Source organism: Martelella mediterranea, from assembly GCF_004342225.1.
Lineage (GTDB): Bacteria > Pseudomonadota > Alphaproteobacteria > Rhizobiales > Rhizobiaceae > Martelella > Martelella mediterranea_B.
Genome location: NZ_SMAR01000002.1, coordinates 32,434 through 58,169, shown reverse-complemented (window position 1 = coordinate 58,169; position 25,736 = coordinate 32,434). Strand labels below are relative to the sequence as shown.

26 protein-coding genes and 1 riboswitch are annotated in these 25,736 nt (G+C 56.5%); of the genes, 11 read left to right on the top strand and 15 right to left on the bottom strand.

Features of this window, described 5'->3' with window-relative positions; genetic code table 11:
- From EDC90_RS01725 to EDC90_RS01715, 3 genes are read left to right on the top strand one after another with little or no spacing between them, the layout of a single operon-like run.
- A complete protein-coding gene (locus tag EDC90_RS01725; RefSeq protein ID WP_132307915.1) occupies nt 1–627 on the top strand; it encodes a TetR family transcriptional regulator C-terminal domain-containing protein in 627 nt (208 codons plus the stop codon).
- Between the two features lie 10 nt (nt 628–637).
- Nucleotides 638–1,834, top strand: a complete 1,197-nt coding sequence (locus EDC90_RS01720) for a pyridoxal phosphate-dependent aminotransferase (RefSeq protein WP_132307913.1) — start codon at nt 638–640, stop codon at nt 1,832–1,834.
- A gap of 11 nt (nt 1,835–1,845) precedes the next feature.
- On the top strand, nt 1,846–3,423 hold the full coding sequence (locus EDC90_RS01715) for a 5-guanidino-2-oxopentanoate decarboxylase (RefSeq protein ID WP_245510891.1): 1,578 nt from the start codon (nt 1,846–1,848) through the stop codon (nt 3,421–3,423).
- Here EDC90_RS01715 and EDC90_RS01710 read toward each other — a convergent pair.
- From EDC90_RS01710 to fabA, 6 genes are all read right to left on the bottom strand, one after another.
- On the bottom strand, nt 3,382–3,831 hold the full coding sequence (locus tag EDC90_RS01710; RefSeq protein ID WP_132307909.1) for a carboxymuconolactone decarboxylase family protein: 450 nt from the start codon (nt 3,829–3,831) through the stop codon (nt 3,382–3,384). The genes EDC90_RS01715 and EDC90_RS01710 overlap by 42 nt on opposite strands.
- Nucleotides 3,782–4,186, bottom strand: coding sequence for a MerR family transcriptional regulator (locus EDC90_RS01705; protein ID WP_132307907.1), 405 nt, complete (start codon nt 4,184–4,186; stop codon nt 3,782–3,784). Before EDC90_RS01705 ends, EDC90_RS01710 begins: the two co-directional genes overlap by 50 nt.
- A gap of 160 nt (nt 4,187–4,346) precedes the next feature.
- The gene (locus tag EDC90_RS01700) at nt 4,347–5,417 is read right to left on the bottom strand and encodes a porin (protein WP_132307905.1); all 1,071 of its coding nucleotides are present in this window, start codon (nt 5,415–5,417) and stop codon (nt 4,347–4,349) included.
- Between the two features lie 653 nt (nt 5,418–6,070).
- Complete coding sequence (gene fabI / locus EDC90_RS01695) at nt 6,071–6,877, bottom strand: enoyl-ACP reductase FabI (RefSeq protein WP_132308304.1); 807 nt, start codon at nt 6,875–6,877, stop codon at nt 6,071–6,073.
- A 7-nt stretch (nt 6,878–6,884) separates the two neighbouring features.
- On the bottom strand, nt 6,885–8,108 hold the full coding sequence (gene fabB, locus EDC90_RS01690) for a beta-ketoacyl-ACP synthase I (protein ID WP_132307903.1): 1,224 nt from the start codon (nt 8,106–8,108) through the stop codon (nt 6,885–6,887).
- Between the two features lie 62 nt (nt 8,109–8,170).
- Nucleotides 8,171–8,686 carry a 3-hydroxyacyl-[acyl-carrier-protein] dehydratase FabA gene (gene fabA, locus EDC90_RS01685; protein ID WP_132307901.1) on the bottom strand — a complete coding sequence of 172 codons (516 nt, stop codon included), beginning with the start codon at nt 8,684–8,686 and terminating at the stop codon, nt 8,171–8,173.
- A 318-nt stretch (nt 8,687–9,004) separates the two neighbouring features.
- On the opposite strand from fabA, the gene irrA reads away from it, so the two are divergent.
- On the top strand, nt 9,005–9,421 hold the full coding sequence (gene irrA, locus EDC90_RS01680; RefSeq protein ID WP_132307899.1) for an iron response transcriptional regulator IrrA: 417 nt from the start codon (nt 9,005–9,007) through the stop codon (nt 9,419–9,421).
- 38 nt (nt 9,422–9,459) lie between these two features.
- Here the strand turns inward: irrA and EDC90_RS01675 are convergent, their stop codons facing one another.
- The 3 genes from EDC90_RS01675 to EDC90_RS01665 form a co-directional block, all read right to left on the bottom strand.
- The gene (locus tag EDC90_RS01675) at nt 9,460–10,245 is read right to left on the bottom strand and encodes a YdcF family protein (protein ID WP_132307897.1); all 786 of its coding nucleotides are present in this window, start codon (nt 10,243–10,245) and stop codon (nt 9,460–9,462) included.
- A 41-nt stretch (nt 10,246–10,286) separates the two neighbouring features.
- Complete coding sequence (locus EDC90_RS01670; RefSeq protein WP_132307895.1) at nt 10,287–11,309, bottom strand: aldose epimerase family protein; 1,023 nt, start codon at nt 11,307–11,309, stop codon at nt 10,287–10,289.
- Nucleotides 11,310–11,431: 122 nt separating this feature from the next.
- A complete protein-coding gene (locus tag EDC90_RS01665; protein WP_132307893.1) occupies nt 11,432–12,367 on the bottom strand; it encodes a homoserine O-succinyltransferase in 936 nt (311 codons plus the stop codon).
- Between the two features lie 73 nt (nt 12,368–12,440).
- Nucleotides 12,441–12,518: riboswitch (SAM riboswitch) on the bottom strand.
- A 242-nt stretch (nt 12,519–12,760) separates the two neighbouring features.
- On the opposite strand from EDC90_RS01665, the gene EDC90_RS01660 reads away from it, so the two are divergent.
- Nucleotides 12,761–13,138, top strand: coding sequence for a rhodanese-like domain-containing protein (locus EDC90_RS01660; protein WP_132307891.1), 378 nt, complete (start codon nt 12,761–12,763; stop codon nt 13,136–13,138).
- Nucleotides 13,139–13,223: 85 nt separating this feature from the next.
- Nucleotides 13,224–13,985 carry a bifunctional 2-polyprenyl-6-hydroxyphenol methylase/3-demethylubiquinol 3-O-methyltransferase UbiG gene (gene ubiG, locus EDC90_RS01655; RefSeq protein WP_132307889.1) on the top strand — a complete coding sequence of 254 codons (762 nt, stop codon included), beginning with the start codon at nt 13,224–13,226 and terminating at the stop codon, nt 13,983–13,985.
- A gap of 121 nt (nt 13,986–14,106) precedes the next feature.
- Here the strand turns inward: ubiG and EDC90_RS01650 are convergent, their stop codons facing one another.
- The 6 genes from EDC90_RS01650 to EDC90_RS01625 form a co-directional block, all read right to left on the bottom strand.
- The gene (locus EDC90_RS01650) at nt 14,107–15,612 is read right to left on the bottom strand and encodes a carboxypeptidase M32 (RefSeq protein ID WP_132307887.1); all 1,506 of its coding nucleotides are present in this window, start codon (nt 15,610–15,612) and stop codon (nt 14,107–14,109) included.
- On the bottom strand, nt 15,609–16,640 hold the full coding sequence (locus EDC90_RS01645; RefSeq protein ID WP_132307885.1) for an ABC transporter ATP-binding protein: 1,032 nt from the start codon (nt 16,638–16,640) through the stop codon (nt 15,609–15,611). The genes EDC90_RS01650 and EDC90_RS01645 overlap by 4 nt, the downstream gene beginning before the upstream one ends.
- Nucleotides 16,637–17,602, bottom strand: a complete 966-nt coding sequence (locus tag EDC90_RS01640) for an ABC transporter ATP-binding protein (RefSeq protein ID WP_132307883.1) — start codon at nt 17,600–17,602, stop codon at nt 16,637–16,639. Before EDC90_RS01640 ends, EDC90_RS01645 begins: the two co-directional genes overlap by 4 nt.
- Nucleotides 17,599–18,510 carry an ABC transporter permease gene (locus tag EDC90_RS01635; RefSeq protein ID WP_132307881.1) on the bottom strand — a complete coding sequence of 304 codons (912 nt, stop codon included), beginning with the start codon at nt 18,508–18,510 and terminating at the stop codon, nt 17,599–17,601. Before EDC90_RS01635 ends, EDC90_RS01640 begins: the two co-directional genes overlap by 4 nt.
- Entirely contained in the window at nt 18,507–19,484 is a 978-nt protein-coding gene (locus EDC90_RS01630; protein ID WP_132307879.1) for an ABC transporter permease, read from the bottom strand. Before EDC90_RS01630 ends, EDC90_RS01635 begins: the two co-directional genes overlap by 4 nt.
- Before the next feature lie 173 nt (nt 19,485–19,657).
- Nucleotides 19,658–21,235, bottom strand: a complete 1,578-nt coding sequence (locus EDC90_RS01625; protein ID WP_132307877.1) for an ABC transporter substrate-binding protein — start codon at nt 21,233–21,235, stop codon at nt 19,658–19,660.
- 185 nt (nt 21,236–21,420) lie between these two features.
- Between EDC90_RS01625 and EDC90_RS01620 the strand changes: the two genes are divergently transcribed.
- From EDC90_RS01620 to EDC90_RS01600, 5 genes are read left to right on the top strand one after another with little or no spacing between them, the layout of a single operon-like run.
- On the top strand, nt 21,421–22,413 hold the full coding sequence (locus EDC90_RS01620) for a GntR family transcriptional regulator (RefSeq protein WP_245510890.1): 993 nt from the start codon (nt 21,421–21,423) through the stop codon (nt 22,411–22,413).
- A complete protein-coding gene (locus EDC90_RS01615; protein ID WP_132307873.1) occupies nt 22,385–23,086 on the top strand; it encodes a creatininase family protein in 702 nt (233 codons plus the stop codon). Before EDC90_RS01620 ends, EDC90_RS01615 begins: the two co-directional genes overlap by 29 nt.
- Nucleotides 23,083–24,102, top strand: coding sequence for a ketopantoate reductase family protein (locus tag EDC90_RS01610; protein ID WP_132307871.1), 1,020 nt, complete (start codon nt 23,083–23,085; stop codon nt 24,100–24,102). The genes EDC90_RS01615 and EDC90_RS01610 overlap by 4 nt, the downstream gene beginning before the upstream one ends.
- On the top strand, nt 24,093–24,845 hold the full coding sequence (locus EDC90_RS01605; protein ID WP_132307869.1) for an SDR family NAD(P)-dependent oxidoreductase: 753 nt from the start codon (nt 24,093–24,095) through the stop codon (nt 24,843–24,845). Before EDC90_RS01610 ends, EDC90_RS01605 begins: the two co-directional genes overlap by 10 nt.
- Entirely contained in the window at nt 24,842–25,735 is an 894-nt protein-coding gene (locus tag EDC90_RS01600; protein WP_132307867.1) for a polysaccharide deacetylase family protein, read from the top strand. The genes EDC90_RS01605 and EDC90_RS01600 overlap by 4 nt, the downstream gene beginning before the upstream one ends.
- The last annotated feature ends 1 nt before the right edge of the window (nt 25,736 follow it).

Here is a 25,736-nt window from a genome sequence, read left to right as displayed (position 1 = left end):
ATGAGCCGAAAGCCCTTCCGCCGCGCCAGCGATACCGAACGACGTGCCGATCTGACTGCGGCGATGCTTGATTGTATCGCCGAAGGCGGCATTCAGAATGCAACGGTGCGTGAGGTAGCGGAACGGGCTGGCGTGAGTGGCGGGCTGATCCGCCACTATTTCGAGACCAAGGATCAGCTGTTGCAGGCGGCGTATCGCCAGACGATGGGCGAGATGACCGGTATCACGGCGGAAGCCACAGCCGATCATGAAAAGACGCCGCGTGAACGCCTCATGCTGCTCGTCATTGCCTGTCTGACGCCACCGATGGTTGATGCACGGCGGCTTTCGCTGTGGGCCGCCTTTATCGCCATCGCCCGGATTGATCCGGCGATGGGCGCAATCCACCGTGAGGGATATCTCGAATTCCGGGATCTGATCGAAAATCTTCTGGCGGATCTTTTCAGGGTGGAAAACCGTCCGGAGGATCTAAAAGAGGTCCGGCGCCAGGCGATTGCGATCAACGCCGCGCTTGACGGGCTCTGGCTTGAGGGCTGTCTTGCCGATGATCTGTTTGAAAATGATGAATTGCTTGAAACCGGCATCCAGTCGGTCGAGGCGATTACAGGGCTGCGGCTGAAAAGCTGAGGATTGAACCATGCACTATGCGACAATTTCGAAACGACTGGCCGGTTTGGGCTCTGATAAATGGGCCGTTCACCTGAAGGCGCGCGCCTTAAAAAATGCCGGTCATGACATTCTCGAACTGACCATCGGCGAGCCGGATGTTGCCCCGGATCCGGTTCTGGCGAAAACTGTCGCACAATCGCTGGCTGCCGGTCGGGTCGGCTATTCCGGCGGGCGCGGCGAAAAGTCGGTCCTGCAAGCCTTGTCCGAACGCTATTCCCGGCGCACGGGCCGGAACATCAGACATGAAAATATCGTTTGTTTTCCGGGTACCCAGACCGCATTGTTTGCGGTGATGCTGACGCTCGTGGAAGCGGGTGATGCGGTGCTGGTCGGTGATCCGCTCTATGCGACGTATGAAGCTGTCATCCGTGCAACCGGTGCAGATATGGTGCCTGTGCCGTTGAAGCCTGAAGACGGTTTCCACATGCGCGCCGAACTTCTGGAACAGGCCATCACACCGAATGCCCGCGTTCTGCTTTTGAACACACCGCATAATCCAACCGGGGCAGTGCTGAGCGCTGAAGATATCGCGGCGATTGGCGATGTCTGCCGCAGATATGACCTCTGGCTTGTGGCCGATGAGGTTTATGAGGAGCTGATATTCGGCGGTGACTTTGCTTCACCGCTGGACCGGGACGATCTGGCTGAGCGTGCGGTTACGGTTTCTTCCATTTCGAAATCACATGCTGCCCCCGGTTATCGCAGTGGCTGGGCTGTTGGTCCGGAAGAATTCTGTCAGAAGCTCGTGCCTGTCGCAGAAAGCATGCTGTTTGGAAATCAGCCCTTTATCGCGGATGCAACCGCCGAGGCGATCCGCAATCCCAGTGGTGTCTCAACAGTGATGCGCAATGCGCTGAAACGCCGCGCAAAACATCTGGCCGAACGATTTGTCGAGGCGCCGGCTTTGACCTTCCATATGCCTGAAGCCGGTATGTTTATGTTTGTCGATGTTTGCGCCACCGGGCTTTCCGGCGAGGCTTTCGCTTTGAAACTGCTGGAAGACGAACATGTTGCGGTTATGCCCGGTTCGTCATTCGGCAAAGAAGCAGATGGCTTTATACGGCTTGGGCTGACCGTTCCGGATGAAACACTTCAGGAGGCCGCGGGCCGGATTGTAAGGTTCGCCAATAATCTGTCTGCTTCAAAGAAAGCGGTTTCAGCATGAGTGCACTAAGGATGAAGACTGTAGGAGAAGCGCTTGTCGATCTGCTTGAAGCTTATGGGGTTGATATTGTCTTCGGCATTCCCGGTGTGCACACGGCGGAGCTTTATCGTGGTCTGGCGTCCTCGAGAATACGGCATGTAACCCCGCGTCATGAACAGGGCGCAGGCTTCATGGCCGATGGCTATGCACGCGTGACCGGCAAGCCCGGCGTTTGTTTTGTCATCACTGGCCCGGGGCTGACAAACACGATTACCGCAATGGCGCAGGCGCGTGAGGATTCCATTCCCATGCTGGTGATTTCCGGGGTCAATGCACGCACTACGCTTGGCAAGGGGCAGGGCTGCCTGCATGAGCTTCCGGATCAAAGTGCGCTGATTGGGACTTTTGCCAAAAAATCCGTGACGCTGATGCGGGCTGAAGACCTCAGTGCGGCTCTGGCGGACTGCTTTGAAGCGCTTTCCACCGGCAGGCCGGGGCCTGTTCACCTGGAAGTTCCGACGGACGTAATGGTCGAGCATGTGGATAGCGTTGCACCAGCAATCGCAGCAACGGCTTCGACATCTTCGGATGCAGCATTGTTCGGTTGCGCTGCAGAAATGATCGCAAGTGCATCTGCGCCGGTTATTCTTGCCGGTGGTGGTGCGGTGCGTGCTGATGATGTCTTGCGTGGGTTCGCCGAAAGGATCGATGCACCGGTCGTGCTGACCGCCAACGGACGTGGACTGATGGCCGGACATCCGCTTCAGGTTCCGGCGAGCCCCAGCCTGGCTGCTGTCAGAGAACTGGTCGCTGCAAGTGACTGCGTGATCGCTATTGGCACCGAATTCGGCATGACCGATTACGACATGTATGTCGATCAACGGTTTCCACACTTGCAGCGGTTGATTCGTATCGATCTGAGTACGGATCAGATCGCTGCCGCCGGGCCGGCAGCGGATGTGGCCATCCTTGAGGATGCTGCCAAAGCCCTTGGTCCACTTTGCGGACTTCTGCCGGAAAACAAACATTGCGACGGGGCAAAAAGGGCCGCCACTGCGCGCAAAAACGCATGGGAAAGCCTTCCGGAAAAGATCAGACGTGAAGTGACGCTGCTTCACCGCTTGCGTGATGCGGTTCAAGGCGCCCGGTTCGTGGGTGATTCAACGCAGCTTGTCTATGCGGGTAATTTGTATTTTGAGGCATCAGCACCCGCAACATGGTTCAATTCGGCCACCGGTTTCGGTTCACTGGGCTATCTGCCGCCCGGCGCAATCGGTGCAGCTCTTGGCGATCCGGCACGGCCTGTCATCGCAATCGTTGGCGATGGCGGTTTGCAGTTTTCTCTGGCCGAGCTTGGAACCGCTATTGATGAAAACATCAATGCTGTCTTCCTCGTCTGGAATAACCACGGCTACAAGGAAATCGAAAACTACATGCTGGATGCGGGTATCAGTCCTGAAGGCGTCAGGCCGACGCCTCCGGATATGAAATCACTCGCAAATGCCTACGGCTTGTCGTTTCATTCCGCGGCCAGCGAAAGCGCGCTGATTGCAGCTGTCGCCGAGGCGTCACGCGGGGGTGCGCATCTGGTTGAGTTTGTCAGTCGGTGAGCCGGCATCATGGCCCTTGTGGTCGCCAAACACAGATTTTGCCGCCGTCAGCCCGTTGAGCGCCGCCGGGAAACCGGCATAGACTGCCATTTGCATGATGATCTCGATAATTTCTTCGCGGGTCACGCCGACATTGAGTGCTGCGCCGATGTGGACCTGAAGCTGTGGCGCGGCATTGCCCATCGCCGTCAGTGCTGCAACGGTTGCGATTTCACGATCTCTGAGGCTGAGGCCCGGGCGGCTGTATATATCGCCGAAGGGAAATTCCAGCAGATAGGTCGCAAAGTCCGGGGCAATGTTTTCAAGGCTCTGGATCACATTCTCGCCCGCACTGCCGTCGATGGCCTTTAGTGCGCGCTTACCGCGTTCGAGACGGGTTTCGTTTGTTGTCTTCTGATTCATGGTCATCGCTGTTCGCCATTTTCTGATAGGTGTGGATTTTGGCGTCGAGCGCTGAAAGGGCTGTTTGAAGCGAAGAGATATCCTGTTTCACCTTTATGCGGTGCTCTTCAAGGATATGCTGGCGCATGGAGATGGTTGTCTTCCCCTGATCGCGCAGGCTTGCATACTCAAGCATCTGTGCGATTGGCATTCCTGTTTCCCTCAGGCGCTTGAGAAAGGCGACCCATTCAAGAATGGTATCGTCATAGTCCCGCTGGCCCGATCCGTCACGATCGGCACGCGGCAACAGCCCTATCCGTTCGTAATAGCGGATCGTATCCACGGATAATCCGGTCTTTGAAGAGAGGCTTCCGATTTTCATCGCCTTGTCCTTTCGGCTCGACGATACCTCTCTTAGGGGCTGGAGTGCACTCCAGGTCAAGCGATAAAACACAAAAAAACGCAAGGACGCCAATATGACGTCCTTGCGCTTGAGGGACGCCCGGGAGGGGCCGGGCGCTGAATGTTTTTGTCTTGCGCTATCAGAAGTCGCGCTGCAGACGGAAGTAACCAGCCCAATCGGACTTGCCGGCGTAGTCGGCCAGGTCGTCGTTGTAGTCGGTGTACTGAACGTTGAGCTTGGCCCAGAAATCCTTGACCAGTTCGTATTCGAAGTACATGCCGCCGCTCCATGCGTCCGGATCGTCGGCCAGACCGAGGCTTTTGTCAGTCTTAAGCTGAGTGTACTGAACCATCGGCGTGACGCGGAACTTGTCGGTTACGTCCATACGGTAACCGGCAGCAACAGCCCATTCGCTGTAGCCGTAGTAAGTGTCGCTAAAGCCACCCTGGTCAAGTTCCCAGGTCTTGGCATATGCACTTGCACCGGTGTTGTAGAGACCACCGAGAAGGATGCTGCCGGGTCCTGCGGCGAATTCGCCGAGGGCGCGGAAGGCTGCTTCTTCGTTGTAGGTATCGTAACCGATGTCCAACTTGGCGTTAACGCCGCCGGCATTGAAGCCAACACGACCTGCAACACCGAGCTTGTTCATGTCTGTGGAGCCGTTGCCGAGACCGCTGACCATGTCAGCTTCGAGCGCGTCCAGAGCCAGAGCAGCGATGAAGCCGTTGGCTGCATAGATGTAGCGCATCTCGGTGATCTTGGTGTTACCTGCAAGATCGTCAACTTCGCCCGTCAGACCTTCATCCCAGTAGGTATCGAAGTAACCAGCCTGGAAACCACCGAGGCCGATATAAGCGTTGTCGAGAACGACGTCGTTGTCACGGTTGTCTGAGTAAGCATTGGCGTTGATTTCGATGTCGCCGGTCAGAACGCCGAGTTCTGTGTCGGATTTCGCGGTAACGTCAAGATGACCGCGGGTCATGACACCCCAGTCGTCGTCATTGGCATCAACCTGGAAACGGACGTAACCGCCAATGTCAAGGCAGGTTTCCGTTCCGGGGATGTAAAAATAACCTGCGCCGAAAGCGTCGCAGACTTCAACGTAATTCGGAGCAGCTGGTTCAACAACAACAACCGGATCGGCAGCGTTGGCGCCGGTGGCTGCTGCGATCACAGCGGTCGAGCCAAGGAAAAGGCTTTTAAAGTTCATATTGTGTACCTCATTTGGTCATTCGGGCGGGGAAAAGGATTTCCGCTCTGGCAGTTTAAAGACGTTCGGGCAGGGTCCCTCGCCGTCTGATTTCTTTAAGCCAGATCAGAGCCGCATCTATCAAGTGCGTATAGATCATAAAATCACTCAATCGGATGATTAAGAATTATGAGTTGCTGAAATGCAACAAAGTGGCGTTCGGCTGGCTCAAATATGTCTGAAATGGGGCGATTTTGGACTGAGATATGAAACGGCGGGTGCCGCAGTGCATAGTTGAGGCACATAAAATTAATCGAACGAATATATTTAGGTATTCAATTTTGAGGGAGTGAGGATCGTGACAAAATCAGCTGTGATTCGGGAAGCCGGATCCCGAAAGTAGATGCCGTGCGCCTGAAGCGGCGATAAGGCAGTGGTGTCAAACAGGGGCCCGGACGAAATCGAAGAGTGAAAGGACGGTGAACTTTTGTGGCGACATTATTCAGTACCGGCCATTGAGCGGCTTGTTCTGATCGCTCCTGAATGTGGCCATATCGTGAAGATCATGGTGGACGGTTCCGTAAATGAAAACCGACGCGCAAAGAACGTGAAAACGCCGCCTTCAGCAGCAGGCAGCGTTTCCATAAAGTGACCGGGTCGATAATTGACTTGCTTTATTGCGGATCGCCGCGGCGCATCATTTCCGGAATCGGCATCGACAGGATGTTGTAGCCATTATCGACGAAGTGGATTTCGCCGGTTACGCCTGAAGACAGGTCTGAAAGCAGGTAAAGCGCCGATCCGCCGACATCTTCGATTGTTGTCGAGCGTCTGAGCGGCGCATTCTTCTGCTGCCAGGAAAACATCAGTCTGGCATCAGAAACGCCGGCCCCTGCAAGGGTACGAACCGGGCCCGCAGAGATGGCATTTACACGAATGCCCTGTGGGCCATAATCGCTTGCCAGATAGCGTACAGAAGCTTCAAGGCCGGCCTTGGCGATACCCATGACGTTGTAATTGGGAACAACGGCGGTGGAGCCGCCATAGGTCAGTGTCAGCATTGTGCCGCCGTCATGCATCATGTCCGCAGCGCGCTTGGCGACCTCGGTGAAAGAGAAGCATGAAATCACCATTGTGCGCACGAAATTATCGCGCGTGGTGTCGGCGTAGAGGCCTTTCAGCTCGCTCTTGTTGGAAAAGCCGATTGCGTGAACGAGGAAGTCGAGCTTGCCCCAGCGCTTCTGAAGCGTGGAAAATGTCTGATCAACGCTTGCGCTGTCTTCGACATCGCAGGCAAGCACCATATCGGAGCCGACCTGTTCCGCCAGAGGCATGACGCGGCGTCCGAGAGCCTCGCCTTGATAGGTAAATGCCATCTCGGCGCCCTGCGCGTGAAGTGCCTTGGCGATTCCCCACGCGATAGAGTGGTCGTTGGCAACGCCCATGATCAGGCCGCGTTTGCCCTGCATAAGTCCGGTCATATGCTGATTATCCATTGTAACGCCGGAAGACCAGCGTGGCGTTCGTACCACCAAAGCCGAACGAGTTTGAAAGAACAGTGTCGATCTTCGCATTGTCAATGCGTTCACGAACGATCGGGACGCCATCAAATTCAGGATCGAGCTTCTCGATATGGGCACTCTTTCCGATGAAGCCTTCCTGCATCATCAGGAGGCCATAGATCGATTCCTGCGCACCGGCGGCACCCAGAGAGTGTCCCGTCAGTGATTTGGTCGACTGAATGTGCGGGATCTTATCGCCAAACACTTCGCGAATCGCTCCGATTTCGCGGCTGTCGCCAACAGGCGTGGAGGTGCCATGGGTGTTGATGTAATCGACTTCTCCATCGAAATCGGCCAGTGCAAGCTTCATGCAGCGAACCGCGCCTTCGCCGGAAGGTGCGACCATGTCATAACCATCTGACGTTGCGCCGTAGCCAACGATCTCGCCATAAATCTTGGCGCCGCGTGCTTTGGCGTGTTCCAGCTCTTCAAGGATGACGACGCCGGCGCCACCGGCAATCACAAACCCGTCGCGCGCTTCGTCGTAAGCGCGTGAAGCCGTTTCCGGCGAGGTTTCGTTAAAGTCTGTCGACATGGCGCCCATGGCATCAAACAGGTTCGACATCGTCCAGTCGAGGTCTTCGTGACCGCCTGCAAACATCACATCCTGCTTGCCGAACTGGATCATCTCGGCGGCATTGCCGATGCAGTGCGCTGATGTCGAGCAGGCGGACGAGATCGAGTAATTGATCCCGTGGATCTTGAACCAGGTCGCAAGCGTTGCAGAAGCGGTCGAAGACATGGCCTTCGGCACGGCGAATGGACCGATACGCTTCGGGCTGTTGTTCTTGCGCGTGGTGTCCGCTGCCTCGACAATCGTGCGCGTGGACGGCCCGCCGGACCCCATGATGATGCCGGTGCGTTCGTTGGTGATGTCGCTCTCTTCCAGTCCGGAATCAGCAATCGCCTGCTTCATGGCCACATGGTTCCAGGCACCGCCCTGTGACAGGAATCGCATTGCGCGGCGGTCAACCTGATCACTCGGGTCCAGCGTCGGTCTGCCCCAGACCTGACATTTGAAGCCATGTTCGGCAAAGTCTGGTGAGAAAGAAATGCCGGATTTCGCCTCGCGCAGCGAAGCGGTGACTTCAGCGGCATCGTTTCCGATCGAGGATACGATTCCCAGTCCAGTAACGACAACACGTCTCATAATGCTTCCTTTTCTGTCTCCTCGCAGCCCTGACTACCATAATAGATAATCAAAGACCCGGATCAGGCATTCTGTTCCTGAAAGAGGCCGACCCGTAAATCGGAGGCTTTGTAGATTACTTCGCCGTCTGCCTTGACCCAGCCATCGGCGATGCCGAGTACGAGGCGACCACGCATAACGCGCTTGAAGTCAACGCCGTATTCAACCAGCTTGTTCTTCGGCGTGATCATGCCGGAGAACTTCACCTCGCCTGTCGAGATTGCGCGGCCTTTTCCAGGCTCGCCCAGCCAGCCGAGATAAAAGCCGGTCAACTGCCAAAGGGCATCAAGGCCGAGACAGCCTGGCATCACGGGGTCTCCGGCAAAGTGGCATTCGAAAAACCAAAGGTCCGGATTGATATCAAACTCGGCACGTGCATGGCCTTTGCCGTTTGCACCGCCATCTTCCGAAATCTCGGTGATGCGATTGAACATCAGCATCGGCGGCAGCGGCAATTGCGCATTTCCCGGGCCGAACAATTCGCCCCGCGCACATTTAAGAATATCCTCGTAGTCGAACTGCGACTGTCTCTTATCCATATAAAACTCTGCTTCCCTTCGTTCGGCGAGGGCTTGTTCATCGTTTAGAGGCTCAAGATAAGGGGAAATCACGTCGTCGCAAACCGCGCAAGCGTTTCTTTCCCAAAATCTGTGCTTCCACCTCGGTCGCTTCCAGTTAATGGCGGCATACAGGAAGCCTCTGTTTTCCGCCAGAGTGAAACACATTTCGCCCGCGTATTTGCAATCTAATTTCAATTCCTGCAAGCCCCACGCTATTGAAAGCGATTCGCATTTTGTTTATATCCGGGGTTAATTGTATTTTGTCATTCGGTTATCCGAGAGTAGGCAGAAACGTTAATGGCCGGAAAAAATCGTCTTTCAGCAGAAAGATTGCGGGAAAGCGGGCTGCGTCCGACGCGGCAGCGAGTCGCGCTGGCTGATCTTTTGTTCGCAAAGGGTGACCGTCATGTCACCGTAGAAGAATTGCATGGCGAAGCGCAGGAAGCCGGCGTTCCGGTGTCTCTGGCGACTGTCTATAACACCCTTCATCAGTTTACCGGCGCCGGTATGATTCGTGTTCTCGCCGTTGAAGGCGCAAAAACCTACTTCGACACCAATACTTCCGATCATCATCATTTCTTCGTTGAAGGTGAAAACGAAGTGATCGATATGCCGGAAAGCAGTATTTCGCTTGGCGGTTTGCCGCAGCCGCCGGAGGGGATGGAAATTTCCCACGTCGATGTTGTGGTCCGGCTTCGCCCCCGGAGAAACTGATTTTCTTTGACCGTCAGCGCGTTTTCCGGTCTGTCTCTTTAAGGCAGAACCGTTTTTGTGCGTCCCATAAGGCGATAGGCGATCAAACCGCTCCATTCGCGCATCGCGGTTGAAAGCATGGTGGCGTTGGTTGCGGGCCGGTCAAACTGGAAGCGAAGCCCTGCCTTGCCGCCCGTCCTGTAGTCGGCGGGCCATGGCGTTACGGTCACCTTCTGCTTCTCGAATAGCTGAATGGCACGGGGCATGTGATAGGCGGATGTGATCAGCAGGCATCTGCCTTTGATGCCATTTTCATCCAGAAGGCGCGCCGCTTTCGAGGCGTTTTCGGCCGTATTGCGGGCTTTAGACTCAAGGATAAGGCGATGTCCATCAATGCCGTGATCGATAAAGAAGCGTGCAGCCGGTTCTGCTTCACCGTGAAGACTGCCGCTCAACCCATTGTCGCCACCGGTGATCAGAATGTGCATGTCCGGGTAAAGCCGTGCCAGCCGCAGCGTTTCGATGTAACGATCGGCGGCACGGGTGAAGACATAGGTGCCGCGCTCAGCCGAATGTCCGGTGTGAATGCCGCCACCCAGAACGATAGCGCAGACAGGCGGTGTTGTGGATTCAAGGCGTGAAAAACGGTTTTCAAGCGCTGCCATCAGAAATGTCCCGGTGGTTGTAAACAGCGTGACAACCAGAATGACAAGGGCAGTTGCAATGAAAAACAGACCGAAGCCGGTTTTCCCGGAAAGCAGCATTAAAAGCGCAAGCAGAATGCTGAGGCAGGCAAAGGCCAGCGGCTGAAACACAATCCAGAAAACCTTGGAAATCAAAAACATGGCATCTCCGGAACCTGCCGCTGACCGTTGCGCTCAGCCGATCAGTCTTTTTTGAAGATGTAGTCGGTTTCCTGCTTCAGTGTTTCACCGGGGTGCAGAATGGCTGACGGAAAGCCACTCTGATTGACCGCATCCGGCCAGACCTGTGTTTCAAGGCAGAAGCCTGCAAACGGGCCATAAGGGTAGCCGTTGAGGCCAACCGGCGTTTGTGCCAGCTTGAAGGCGGCATAAAACTGGACGCCGGGCTCTGTGGTCAGAACATCCATAGTCACACCGGAAGAGGGGGCAAAAACGGTGGCGACTTTGCGCTTTTCGGTGCGTTTCGGCGAGAAACAGAAGTTGTGGTCGAACAGAACCTGCTTGCCGTTCTCATCCTTGCGTTTCATGGCCTGCGGTTCGCGAAAGTCAAAGGCTGTGCCGTCAACCGGGCGGATTTCCCCGGTCGGGATCTGCCGCTCATCGGTTGGCAGATAATGGTCCGCCGCCAGCATCAGTTTGTGTTCCAGCGTATCGGTGCCATTGCCGAGGTTGAAATAGGTGTGATTGCAGATATTGGCGATGGTCGGCTGGTCGGTTTCGCTTTCATAGATAACAGAAAGGACGCCGCCTTCTTTCAGGTGGAAATACGCGCGAACCGTGCAGTTGCCGGGAAAACCCGCGCGGCCATCCGGATCGATGATTTTTAGGGTAACGCGGTCTTCTGCGATCTCCTCAAACGTCCAAAGGCTGACGCCGAGGCCGTCGCTGCCGCCATGCAGGTTGGTAATGCCATTTTCGTTGCATTCCACCTGAAATTCCTTGCCATCGATTTCGAACCGGCCATTGGCAATCCTGTTTGAAGAACGCCCTGGTGTCGCGCCGAAATAGGGCGAGTAGGATTTGTAATCTTCGAAATTGTCGTAGCCAAGCACAAGCGCGTGATCGTGGCCTTCAAGCCTGAGATCCTGAATAACAGCGCCAAAGTTCAGGATATGGGCAGTCAGGCCTCCACCTGATATCTTCACGCGGGTAACGGTCTCGCCCGTTTTGGTTTTGCCAAAGATTTCCGGTTCCGGCGCACTCATCTATGCTTCCTCCGCTTATTGAGAACGTTGTTGAAAGTCGAAACGGCGAGCGCACGGCTTATCGCGCGCGCTGCGTTTCTGAGAATGTTTTGTAAGGATACTGCGACGGAAACGATGAGGTCTCAAGCTCTTGGATGCCGATCCATACCGATTTCCTCCAAATAGTATGATGTTGTCTGATAAATCTCATTTATCCAGTTGCCGAAAAGCAAATGTGCATGCGACCGCCAGCGATTAAGGGGCGCTTGGTTCGGATCATCATCGGGGAAATAGTTGAAGGGAACCGAAATCGGCACATTGGCATTGACGTCACGATGGTATTCATCGCCAAGCGAGCCGGAGTCATATTCCACATGATTGAACATGTAGAGGCGGTTGGCAAAGCGTTCATGCGCAAGGCATGTCCCCACCTCGTCCGAGTGCATCAGAATATCGATGCCGGGTACTTTTTCCAGATCGTCCCGTCTCACCTCGGTCCAGCGCGAGACCGGAATCTGGAAGTCATCGGAAAAGCCGTTAAGATAGATGGATGCCGGTTGCAGGTTGCGGTGCCGGAAAACGCCGAATGCCTTTTCATCGAGCAGATGTTTTGGCACACCGTGAAAGTGATAGGCTGCCGCCATCGCGCCCCAGCAGATATTCATCGTTGAATGACAATGGGTTGTTGTCCAGTCGAGGATTTCTTTCAGTTCGTCCCAATAGGTGACTTCCTCAAAATCCAGCGTCTCCACCGGTGCGCCGGTGATAATGAAGCCGTCGAACTTCCGGTCGGCGATTTCATACCATGTCTGGTAGAAGGACAGAAGGTGCTCAATCGGTGTGTTCTTTGCCTTGTGACCGCCCACGCGAACCAGGCTCAGCTCGATCTGCAACGGAGAGGCACCAAGCAGCCGCGCAAATTGTAACTCGGTCTTGATCTTGTTGGGCATGAGATTGAGAAGGCCGATTTGCAGCGGCCGGATATCCTGCCGTTCGGCAACCGTTTCGGTTTTGACGCGAACACCTTCGGAAACCAGTTTTTCAAAGGCGGGCAGCGTATCGGGAATCTTGATAGGCATATTCGTTCCAATCCCAATCTCTAGGGCCGGCGGTTTACGGTCAACGCGGGCAGCCCGGATGGGTTCTGACGGGGAACAAATCCAAACGGCCCTTTAGCGAGTTGTTTAATGTGGCTGCAAGCCGGCCGGCCAAATCACCACGAAAGACAAGTTCATTAGCGCTGCAATTGCAACACGTCAATATAGGCAGGTTTGCGCGGAGAGACCTGGCGATATGCCGTGTTGGCGGTTTCAGAAACTCGTCGCCTTAAATGGGCCGCCTGATTGTGTTGTTTGATGCGCCGGGAAAATCAGATTGCTATCCCTTTTTAATGCGATTATTCGTAGGTATGAAAAATAAGATTTTATGTCCACTTTGGACGCGTTGATCGAAGAGAGGAGGTTTCAGGCAGCATGAAAACCGAACACTTGGATAATGGAACAATCGAAACGTGGACGCCGGATGAAGTTTTCGAGGCGCTTCAGGCGGGTTCGATTGTCCTGATAGATGTCCGGACCCCGGCAGAATATGCTTTCGAACATATCGAAGGTTCGCTGCTCTCGCCGATGGCATTTACAGATCCGAAAAGCTTTCCCACGCAGGAAACGAAAAAGATCGTGTTGCATTGTGGTTCCGGGGTCCGCTCCGGCAGAGTTTCCGAGATGTGTCTGAAGGCTGGTTTCGAACGCATTGCGCATATGGAGGGGGGCTTCGGTGCTTGGAAAGCCGGAAAACTCCCCCATATCAGTACAGACATGGCTACAGGCGCGCCGAAAAGGGTTTCCCCGTAAAGGCAAGTGCGGCAGTTCAGCCGCTTGCCGCCGCGTCTGGCCGCTTCTATAAGCAGGAATCAGAAAAACGCCGGAGGCCAGAACGATGAGCGATGCCGCGAAAACCACGATTGATGAAAGCCAGGTTGAATGGTTTTCAAAAATGGCCGCTGAATGGTGGGATCCCCGCGGCAAGTTCAAGCCGCTGCACAAGTTCAACCCTGTACGCATCAGCTATATCCGCGAGAAAGTCTGCGCGCATTTCGGGCTTGATGAAAAATCGGCACGTCCGCTTGAGGGATTGCGGGTGCTGGATGTTGGCTGCGGCGGTGGCTTGCTGTCCGAGCCCGTCGCCCGCATGGGTGCGCAGGTTACGGGAATCGACCCGGCCGAAAAGAACATCGGTATTGCGTCCACCCACGCTGCACAGTCGGGCATTGATATCGACTATCGCGCCGTGACGGCAGAATCGCTGGCTGAAGCCGGTGAAACATTCGATATCGTCTTGAATATGGAGGTTGTCGAACACGTTTCCGACGTCGATTTCTTCTTGAAGACATCAGCTTCGCTGGTGCGGCCCGGGGGCATGATGTTCGTGGCAACGATCAACCGCACTGTCAAAGCCGGGGCGCTGGCAATCTTTGCGGCCGAGAGGGTTCTGCGCTGGCTGCCGGTCGGGACCCACCAGTACGAAAAGCTGGTCCGTCCCGAAGAGATCGAGGCTCCGCTGAAGGCATCGGGTATGGAAATCGCCGAGCATCAGGGTGTGTTTTATAACGTCCTCACCGATAGCTGGAACCGGTCGTCCGATACTGATGTCAATTACATGATTCTGGCTACAAAGCCTGATGCCGAAACGGATGGCTAGTGTGGTGATTTTGAAATTCGCCTCATTATTTCAGCAACCTCGAGTGCGAATTTCAAATTCGAAAACCATTCTGGCAACTATATCTTTAACTTGCTGGGACGGCCCACTTCTGGCTATGATTTTAACGAGTCGTAAGCCTGAATTTTTCGCTGAGATAATCCAGATAGGGCCTGCAATCACCGGTATCCGCACCGATATCGGCAAGAACTTGACGCCTGTTCCTTGAACGTCCGTGACGCCAGACGGTTTCGCCCAGCGCGGAACGCAGCGGGACGAGGTCGCCGACATTTGCGGCCCGCCGCAATTCCGGTCTGGTTTTGTCGAAGTGTGCCATCAGCTGAGCGGCTGTAATATTGCCAATCGTGTAGGTTGGGAACGACCCCATATAGCCGCTTGACCAGTGCACATCCTGAAGGCAACCAAGTCCATCATCTGGAACATCCAGCCCCAGGTCTTCATGCATCGCTGCGTTCCAGGCGGCCGGAACATCGTCCACGCTAAGCGAGCCGTCCATCAAGGCCATTTCGATGCGCACCCGCAGCATGATGTGGAGATCATAGGTCAGTTCGTCGGCTTCGACCCGGATCAAGCCGGGCTCGGTTCTGTTGATTGCTGCGACGAATTCGTCTTCACTGACATCGGAAAGCTGATCGGAGAAATAGTCTTTCAGCTTGCTGAAGTGCAGTGCCCAGAAGGCAGGAGAGCGGCCGATGTGGTTTTCGAAAAGCCGCGACTGGCTTTCATGCATACCGAAACTGCTGCCGCCGACGGCGTAAAGGCCGATCAGGTCGCTGGTGTGAACCGACCGGGTCAGCGCCGGGTCGACACCCTGTTCATAGAGCGCATGGCCGGTCTCATGCATGGTGCCGAACATCGACATCGGCAGATAGTTCGGGTTCCAGCGCGAGGTGATGCGGACATCCTGCCGCGTAAACGAGATCTCGAAAGGATGCACCGCTGTATCGAGACGGCTTCTGCTCATATCGAGGCCGAGCAGCCGGGCAAGCTCAGCCGAAAGCGCTTTTTGTTTTTCGACGGGATAGCTGCGATAGAGGAAATCGGTGCGGGGCGCGGGGCGCGCGAGAGCCGCTTCCAGTATCGGCTTCATGCCGCTGCGAAGCGCGTCGAAAAGTGTTGACAGCGAAGCCGCCGTTTCGCCCGGCTCGTAAATGGCGATCAGCGGATCATAGGGGTGGTCGTCATAGCCAATGGCTTCTGCCATCTGCCGCGAGAGTGAAACAACCTTCGCGAGATATGGCTTGAACAGAGCGAAGTCACCCTTCGCGCGGGCTTCAGCCCATGCCTCGCCGGCAACGACCGATGTTTCGTCCTGCTCACGCAAAAGCGCTGCCGGAATTTTGCTATGCCAGTCGCGGGCCGCAATCACAGTCTTGGCTGCGTTACGTTCGTTTTCCGATGACCCGGTTTCCAGTGCTTCTTCCGCGACCTTTCCTGTCTCCGACGACAGCAATAACCGGCGTGCCATGGCTTTCAATGTTGCAATCTGGTGGCCGCGGGTTTCCGCTCCGCCCGAAGGCATCATCACGCGCGCATCCCACTGCAGCGCGTTGACAGCGCAGAGAATATCGTTGATCTCGCCAACCCGTTCGGAAAATGTACCGTTCATGCTGCCTCCGCCTTTTCGGGTGCTCCGGTTCCGCCATCGTTGAGATGGCATGCCACCATGGAACCATTGTCCAGGGTCGGCTTCAATACGGGCAGTTCCACCTTGCATCGCGGTCCGGCCATCGGACAACGCGGATGAAAGGCGCAACCTCCCGGAGGGTTGAGCGGCGAGGGAATTTCGCCCTTGATCGGCTGGAAGGCAGCGCGCCCCGTGCCGAGTGTGGGTATCGATGCGAAAAGTGCCTTTGTGTAAGGATGCTGCGGCGCTGCATAAAGTGTTTCGGCCGACGCGAGTTCGACGATACGGCCGAGATACATGATCGCCACCCGGTCGCAGACATGGCGGACCACGGAAAGATCGTGACTGATGAAAACAGCCGTCAGGTTCAATTCCCGCCGCAGCGCCATGAACAGGTTCAGCACCTGCGCCTGAATGGAAACGTCGAGCGAGGCAACGGCCTCATCGAGCACCAGCAGCTCTGGTTCCATGGCGAGCGCGCGGGCAACGGCAATGCGCTGGCGCTGGCCGCCGGAAAACTGATGCGGCAGACGGTCGGCATAGGCGCCCTCAAGCCCGACCTGCTCCAAAAGCGCGCGAACGCGGGCGCGTGCTTCGCCACTCTTGAGAAGCCCGTGGACACGCGGCCCCTCGGCAATAGTTTCGCCGACCTTCATGCGGGGATTGAGGCTGGCAAACGGGTCCTGATGGATCATCTGGACCTTGGTTGTCAGCTTGTCGATGCTGCCGCCACGATCTGTTGCAACTGATTTTCCCGCCAATTGAACCTTGCCTTCGCTTGGGCCATAAATACCTGAAATAATCCGGCCAAGCGTGGACTTTCCGCAGCCGGATTCTCCGACGAGTCCGAGCACTTCGCCGCGCGCAACAGCAAGCGAGATATCAGAAAGCGCATGCACGGTGGAGCCCGAGGTGCGACCTGTCAGCCTGTCGATGCCCTGAACGACAAGGCCGGGTTTGCGGGTGAAGCGTTTGTGGACGCCTTCAACGGAAAGAAGCGGCGTGCTCATGATGCCTCCATCGGATGATGACAGGATACGAAGTGTCCGGCTGTCTCCAGGGACGGCGGCTCGGAAGAACAGATGTCGCTGGCGCGTGGACAGCGTGGCCGGAAGGGACAGCCTGCTGGCAGGTTCGAAAGTTGTGGCGTCGAGCCCGGGATCTGCGGCAGTGGTGTACCGGGTTCGTGCAGACTGGGTACAGAACCGATCAAACCCACTGTGTAGGGGTGGCGTGGAGCAGAAATGATAGCCTCTGCTGTGCCGCTTTCCACGATCCGTCCTGCATACATAACGCAGATATCGTCAGCGAGGCTGGAGATCACGGCAAGATCGTGGGTTACCCAGACAATCGCTGTGCCGGTTTCATCAGCAAGTCGCCGCACCTCTGCAAGAATTTGCCCCTGAATCGAGACATCCAGTGCGGTGGTCGGCTCATCTGCGATAATAACAGCCGGGCGGTGCAACAACGCGGTGGCAATTGCTACGCGCTGACGCATCCCGCCGGAAAGCTGATGCGGATAGGCCTTCAGTCGCTCAGCCGGGGCGGGGATGCCGACGGTTTCAAGCGCCTGACGCGCCTTTTCCCAGGCCGCGTTTTTCGACACCTTTTCATGCACGCGCACGGCCATGGCCATCTGATCGCCGACGCGCAGCACCGGATTCAGTGTCATCATCGGGTCCTGAAACACCATGGCAACCTTGGAACCGCGCAGTTTGCGCAGCGCTTCCGGTTTCAGCGAACGCAGGTCTTCGCCATCGACCAGCACCGCGCCATCGGTGATCCGTCCGGGTTCATCAATCAGGCCCAGTATGGAAAAGCCGGTTACGCTTTTGCCAGAGCCGCTTTCGCCTACAAGGCCCATAACGCGTCCACGTTCAACGGAGAAGCTGACGCCATTTACAGCAGTGACCATGCCTTTGCGGGTTTCGAATCGGGTGGTCAGCCCTTCCACATACAGAGCTTTCGTCATCGGTTGTTCCTCGGGTCTAGAACAGTGCGGACCTGATCGCCGACCAGATTGATCGCGACGACGGTCACCATCAGGAAAACGCCGGGATAAATAGACAGCCAGTAGCGGTCCGTGTGAATGTATTTGAAACCGTTGGCGATCAGTGATCCCAGCGACGGCTCAGTAATAGGCAGGCCAACACCAAGGAAGGAGAGGGTAGCTTCCAGTGCAATGGCGCTGGCGACCTGAACCGTTGCAACGACAATGAGCGGTGGCAGGACATTGGGCAAGAGGTGTCGAAACAGAACCCGACCTGTCGGAAGCGGCGTCGAACGGGCTGCCTCAATATAGTCCTTGCCGCGCTCGACAGTGGCGGCTCCGTGGGTTGTGCGCGCGAAATAGGCGTACTGGGCGATGACCAGCGCCAGAATGATCTGACTGACACCCTGTCCAAGCACAGCGACCAGAACCAGAGCCAGCAAAATTGCTGGCATTGAGAGTTGCAGGTCAACGATGCGCATAATCAATACTTCCACGCGCCCGCCGAAATAGGCAGCCGCCAACCCCAGACAGATGCCGACAGACAGCGCCAGAACACCGGCGGAAAGGCCGATAACAAAGCTGGTGCGAAGGCCATAAAAAATGGCTGAAAGCATATCGCGCCCGGCATTATCAGTTCCCAGAATGTGCGTGTATCCTCCAGAACCGATTGTGCCGGGGCGCAAAAACGCATCCATCCAGTCAAGCTTGGCGAGATCGTAGGGATCCTGCGGAGAAACCAGAGGTGCCGCAAAAGACACAAATAGAAGAACAAATATCAAGATCAGGGAAAGCACTGCTACAGGCGAGCGGGCGAAGTCGGAGCAGAAATTACGAAAGCGCGCGGGTTTGGCCTCAACCGTTGCGTTGGCGGAAGATGCATCGGTCATGACTGACCTCCTTTCAGCCGGACGCGTGGGTCTAATTGTGCGTAAACGATATCAACGACCAGATTGATCAGTACGAAAAGTATGACCACCAGAACGAGATAGGTAACCATCACCGGTCGGTCGAGCTGTAGTATGGAATCAATGATCAGCTTGCCGACGCCCGGCCAGTTGAACACGCTTTCCGTCACCACGGCGAAGGCAAGAGTCGATCCGACTTCGAGACCGAATACAGTGACAATGGGAATGGAAATGTTGCGCAGAACATGGCGGAAGACAATCTGGCGGTCGGGCAGACCCTGCGCTCGTGCGAATTTTACATAGTCTGCCTGCATGGCTTCCACCATGCCCGCGCGCGTCAGCCGGATCATCAGGCCCATCATGAATAGCGAAAGATTGAACGCCGGCATGATGACATGCTTCCAGCCGTCAAGTGTTGCAAGCGAAGTGCGAATGCCGAATATTTCGCCGACGTCACCACGGCCGCCGGATGGCAGCCAGCCCAGATTGACGGCAAATGCCATAATCAGCAGCATACCGATCCAGAAGGTTGGCACTGAAAAGCCGAGAACTGAAAGGGCCATAATGGCGCGGGCCGGAAGGCTCCTGGGTTTGTAACCGGCATAAATGCCGGCAGGGATGCCAATGCTTGTTGCGATTAAAACCGCAACACCAACAAGCTCGATCGTGGCGGGAAGGCGTGAGAAGACGAGACTTGTCACGGGAATGTTGTAGACCATCGATTTACCAAGGTCGCCGTGAAAGACATTGCCGAGAAAGGTGAGATATTGTTGCCAGAGTGGCTGGTCGAGGCCGTATTGTTCGATCAGTTGCTGACGAATGGCTTGCGTTGCGCCCGGGTCAATGAGCACGTCGATCGGGTTGCCAATGGCATAAACGCCAACGAACACAATAATCGACATGGCGAAAACGACAATGACGGCCTGTATCAGGCGTCTGACGAGAAAAGCGAGCATGAGTGCCTCATGGCTGGCAAAACGGAAGGAAACCGGTCTTTTCTTGTATCGGTTGTCCGGCGTCTGTTTGCTGAGCGGCTGGCGCGAACTTTTAAGGAAACATGGTGGCTCGGGCACAGTGGCCCGACGACGCAAGGGGCACATCGCGTGGATGCGCCCCTTGCTGCGGGTTGTTATTCAGAGGCCGCCGGCGTGATCTCATATGCGCGTGTTTCCTGGTCGACACGCGGTGTGAGCTCCAGCTTATCAGCGTCCGCTGCCCAGACCGTCTGCAGAATAATGGTCGGAATCAAAGCGCGGTCTTCCATGGCGATGTAGGAGGCTTCCTCATAAAGCTTGCGTCGCGCATCTGCATCGAGCGTCTGCGTGCCTTCGTCAAACACCTTATCGAATTCAGGGTTCGAATAACCGGTACGGTTGAAGTTGCCAAAGCCTTTCTCAGCATCCTTGGTATGCGTCAGAGCGCCATAGGTGTAAGCCGCTTCACCGGTGAGCGTGCCCCATGCTGACATGGTCATCGTGTATTCCTCGCGAGCTGCCGCGGGGAAGAACACCGTGCCGTTGAGTGCCTGTGCGTTGACCTTCAGGCCGAGGCGGGCCCACATCTGTGCCAGTGCTTCGCAAATGACCGCATCGCCGGGTACACGATTGTTGGTGCAGGTAAAATCAATTTCGAAACCATCCGGATATCCGGCTTCCGTCAGCAGGGCCTTGGCCTGCTCCAGATCATATTCACGCTTTCCAAGCTCATCAGAATAGCCGAAGAAGCCTTCCGGCATCAGCTGATTGGCCGGGGTTCCGAGACCTTCCATAACCACGTTGACCAGCACATCGCGGTTGATGGCAAGATCCAACGCCTTGCGCACGCGCAGGTCCTGCAACGGGTTTCCGTCAACGGGTTCGCCGTTGATCGTGATTGGCTGCGGCTCTTCATCTTTCACACTTGGTGCGATGTTGAGAATGTAGACCGAGTCAGAGACGAAAGTTTCCAGATCGCTGTCGTTTTGAAATGCAAGGTAATCAGACGCCGGGACATAGTTGATCAGGTCAACCTCACCGGAGCGCAAGGCGGCCACACGTGCAGCGTCATCCGGGATTTCGCGGCGAACCACCTTGTTCCAGGCCGCCTGTTCGCCCCAGTAGCCATCGAATCGATCAAGAACGAGGTCGCCTTTCGGCTCCCAGGAGACGAATTTGTAGGGGCCTGTGCCGATGGCAACTTCGCCGGAATTAAACTCTTCATTTCGAGCTTCCATGCCGGTTTCAGATGGGACGACGAAGAGACGTGTAAAGTCATTGGGCAATGCAGGCGCAGTGCCCTTGGTGTGAACGCGCAATGTATAGTCATCGACCACTTCAACGCTGTCGACATATTTGGTGTAGAGCGTCATCGGCATCGGGCCGGTGACTTCCGGGATGCGCTCGATGGAGAATTTTGCGTCTTCGGCGGTGAAGTCGGAACCGTCATGGAATTTTACGCCTTCGCGCAGCTTGAAATCCCATGTTGTGTCGTCAATCGGTTCCCAGCTGACAGCGAGGCCCGGTTTCAGCTGCAGATTTTCATCGACATCCACGAGCGTGTCGTAGATGTGCCGCAGGGCTTCGGCCTGGCTGCCCAGAGTGGACCAGTGCGGGTCGATGGAGTCCGGGCCCGCACGCAGCCCCATGATCAGATCATCGGCATAAACCGCTGGCGCTGCCGCCAGAATGGCGAGCGCCGTCACGGCGGATCTCAGGAATGATTTTGTCATAGGTTTGTTCCCCTTTGTTTCATTCAATTGATACATTAGGGCGCATAAATTGATACGGTCAAGTCTATAATGATACAAAAACCGGATTGATCTTGCGAAAAATATCGAAATTACGACTTGGCAGTCAAAGTGTTTTTATCCATTATAACACTATGACAGACACTCAGACGCAATTTGATCAGGCCATGGATCGTATCATTGAGGCAGTTGACCGTTCGTCCACGGTTCCGGTCTCTGTTCAGTTGCGCGGTGCGCTGGAATTCGGCATCGCGTCCGGCGATTTGCCGGCCGGCGCCCGTTTGCCTTCGGTTCGCTCGCTTGCGACCCGGCTCGGAATATCGCCGGTGACCGTCAGCACGGTCTATGCCGCCTTGCAGGACGTCGGCAATATCGAGGGTCGGGTGGGCTCCGGCACGTTCGTGAAGAGCATGTCGCTTTCCGCCAATGCGGGCAGGCTGCGCGAGCTCGATCTGAAGATTGCCGAACTTGTCGAGCTTTCCCGCGAATGCGGGATCAACCCCTCCGAACTTGCCACGCGGGTTTCGATGATGTCGCGTCAGACACACGTTAACATGCGCCTTCTCATTCTTGGCAATTTCGTTGAGGCAACGGAAGCCTATGCAAAGGCACTGCGCCCGCATCTGGCTGCCGGAGACCAGTTGTCGGCCGTTACCATGGACAATCTTGCAAGCATTGATCCGCAACAGGTCGACCTTGTCATTTCGCCGCGTAGCCTTCTCGAGCCGGCAAAAGCGCATTTCACCGATACGCCGATTACCGGCGTTACGCTGATTCCCGATGAAGCCACGCGGGTCGCGCTTGCCTCGCTTTCGACGGATGCACGCGTTGTCGGCTATTCCTATTTCGACACATTCGTCACCATGATGAAAGCCGGTATTCGCCGGTTTGGGCCGCATATCACCGAATTGCAGATCGTGGTGCGCGGTGAGGCGGGTGTCGAGGCCGCCATCGCTTCTGCCGATGTGCTGGTTTATGCCACTGGCGCGGACTACCTCACCGAAGCGCTTCGTCCCGACCAGCAGGCATTCGAGTACCGTCACACACCCGACATTCACGCCGTGCGGAAGGAACTGCTTCCCACGATTGAAGCCTACAGAACAAAAATTCTTAAAAACCGGAGGGGCAACATTGAAAATTTCCGAAAGCAACTGGTTTGAAGTCGAAGAGTACCTGAAGACGGATGACCGTTGCGTCCTGCCACTGGGCAGCACCGAACAGCATGCCTGGCTCAGCCTTTCCGTCGACAGCATCCTTTCCGAAAAGGTTGCGGCCGATGCCGCCGAACCGCTTGGCGTGCCGGTCTTTCCCGCTGTCGCCTACGGGCTCACGCCCTATTTCATGGCGTTTCCGGGTTCTGTGACGCTGAAGCTATCGACCTATGCGGCGCTGGTGTCCGACATCCTCGACAGCCTTTATGCCACCGGATTTCGCCGCATCCTGATCGTCAATGGTCATGGCGGTAACACGCCGGTGCAGCCGGTGACCATGGAGTGGATGGAGCGCCACGAAGGTGCGCGCTGCCGTTTTCATGACTGGTGGCGGGCGCCCAAAACCATGGCGACCGTGCGCGAGATCGATCCCATCGCCAGCCATGCAAGCTGGATGGAAAACTTCCCCTGGACTCGCCTGCCGGGCCGCGACATGCCCACCGTACAGAAGCCCTATGTCGATTTCGATCGGTTGCGCGACCGCAATGCGGCAGGCGTGCGCGAGCTGATCGGGGATGGCAATTACGGCGGCCTTTATCAGCGCCCCGATGAAGACATGGAACGCATCTGGAAGGTGGCCATAGAGGAGACCCGTGCGCTCATCGAAGGCGAGTGGGCATGAGCAGATCGAAAATTCTGATCTGGGGTGCCGGTGCCATCGGCGGCGTTCTCGGGGCCTATTTCGCCCGCGCCGGTCATGATGTGCACATGGTCGATATCGTGCCTGAACATGTCGAAGCCATGCGCACCACCGGCTTGAAGATCGAAGGCCCGGTGGAGGAATTCACGCAGGTGCTGCCAGCCAGCACGCCCAATGAACTGGAAGGGCAGTTCGACCGGGTGTTTCTGGCAGTCAAGGCGCATCATACTGAAGATGCGCTCGACATGCTTCTCCCGCATCTGGCCAAGGGCGGCTATGTCGTATCGGCCCAGAACGGGCTCAATGAAAAGGTGATCGCTGCAAAAATCGGTGCGGAAAATGCCGTCGGCTGTTTCGTCAATTTCGGTGCTGACTGGCTGGAGCCGGGCCGTATTCTTTATGGCAACCGCGCCGCTGTCGCCGTCGGCGAACTCGATGGCACGATGACGCCGCGTGTTGCCGAGGTTCATGAACTCCTGTCGCTGGTCGAACCGGACGCGGTGGCGACCGACAATATCTGGGGCTATCTCTGGGGCAAGATGGGTTACGGCTCGCTTCTGTTCTGCACCGCGCTGACGCCGGATTCCATGTCGGATGCCATGGCGCGGCCCGAACATCGCGTCGTCTATGAAAAACTCGGCCATGAGGTGATGACGCTTGCCGCAGCCGAAGGCGTCAGCCCGCTCGGCTTCAACGGTTTCGATCCGGCTGCCTTTCTGGCGGCAAACCCGCAGGGCATGCGCATCGCCATCGACAAGATGGTGGCGCATAATCGCAAGACGGCCAAGACTCATTCCGGGATATGGCGTGACCTTGCCGTGCGCAAACGCAAGACCGAGGTCGATGCGCAGATTGGCACCATGATCCCGCTTGCCGCTTCGCACGGGCTTCAAGTTCCGGCACTTTCTAAAATGGTCGATCTCATTCACGACATCGAGGACGGTAAGCGGGAACAATCGGCCGCGCTCGTTGACGAGATGGTGCCGCTGTGCAGCTAGATCTTACCCGCAAAGTATTTGCCGTCACCGGTGCGGCTCAAGGCATCGGCGCGGCCATCGCCCGGCAGTTGAAGGCATCCGGCGCGATGGTTGCGGCCATCGATATCGACGATGCAGGCATGATGCGGCTTGAACAGGAAGGGATCAGCCTGCATCAGGCGGATCTCGGCAGCCGCGAAGGCGCACATGGGGCAATCCGCTCGGTGTTTGAGACGTTCGGCCGGATCGACGGGCTTGTGACATCAGCCGGTGGTGTGCGCGGGCAGGCGGGCCGTCCAATTGAAGAGATTGGCGAGGATGACTGGCGCGTGATCTTTCAGGCCAATGTCGATGCCGCCATGTGGTGCGCACAAGCTGTTGCACCGGATATGAAGGCGCGCGGCGAAGGCCGGATCATCACCATTTCTTCCGGCGCCGGTTTGAGGCCAAGTCTCACCGGCATTCAGGCCTATGCCAGCGCCAAACATGCGCTCGTCGGTCTGACGAAGCAGTTGGCACTCGAACTCGGACCGTTCGGCATAACGGTCAACTCCGTGGCGCCGGGCTTCATCCTTTCCAATCCGTCTACGGAAAAGCAATGGGCGGCCTTCGGGGACGAGCGGCAGAAGGCCGTCATCGGCGGCATTCACATGCGCCGCCTGGGCGCACCCGCGGATATAGCGAATGCCGTGACTTTTCTGGCCTCGCCCGAGGCCGGCTGGATCAGCGGACAAATTCTTTCGGTCGATGGAGGCCATGCATGAGCGAACCCTATGAATGGGACGAGGCGACCTGGCGCGGCCGGGTCAATCAGGTGCGCGCGGGCAGGAGCCTGCTGCCGAAAGCCTGGCCGGGCGGCGCGCGCTGCGCCGTGGCGCTGAGCTTCGACAGCGACCACGAGACCAATGAATTGCGCGACGGTGGCGAATCGCCCGCCCGCCTCAGCTGGGGCGAATTCGGCGCCAGGCGCGGTATCCCGCGCATCCGCAAGGTGCTTGATCGCTATGGTGCCAAGGCCAGCTTCTTCGTGCCCGCCGTTTCGGCACTTCTGCATCCCGAAGAGCAGAAATCGCTGGCAGACGATGGTCACGAGATCGCGCTTCACGGCTGGATCCACGAGCGCAATGCGCAGGTGCCGGCCGACACAGAGCGCGAGCTGATGCTGCGCGCTGCCGATACGCTGGAAACGATTACCGGTACCCGGCCCGTGGGTATGCGCACGCCATCATGGGATTACTCCGATGTGACGCTGAAGATTGCGCGGGAGCTGGGCCTTCTCTATGACAGCTCGCTTTTTGCCGACGACGATCCTTATGAAATTCTGGATAATGGCGAAGCGACGGGCATCGTGGAATTGCCGGTCGAATGGATTCGCGACGACGCGGTTTATTTCACGATGAACCGGTTCGGCGCGCAGCGCCCCTATACACCGCCGTCCGATGTTCTGGACATCTTCCGGCGTGAGTTCGATGGCGCTTATGAAGAAGGCGGCCTGTTCCTTCTGACCATGCATCCGCATATTACCGGTTATCGTTCGCGTATCTTCATTCTCGAAGAATTGCTGTCCCACATCACGGCAAATGGCGATTGCTGGATTGCGACCCATGCCGATATTGCCCGTTATTGTGCTGAAGAATCCGGGCTGAAGGAGTAGA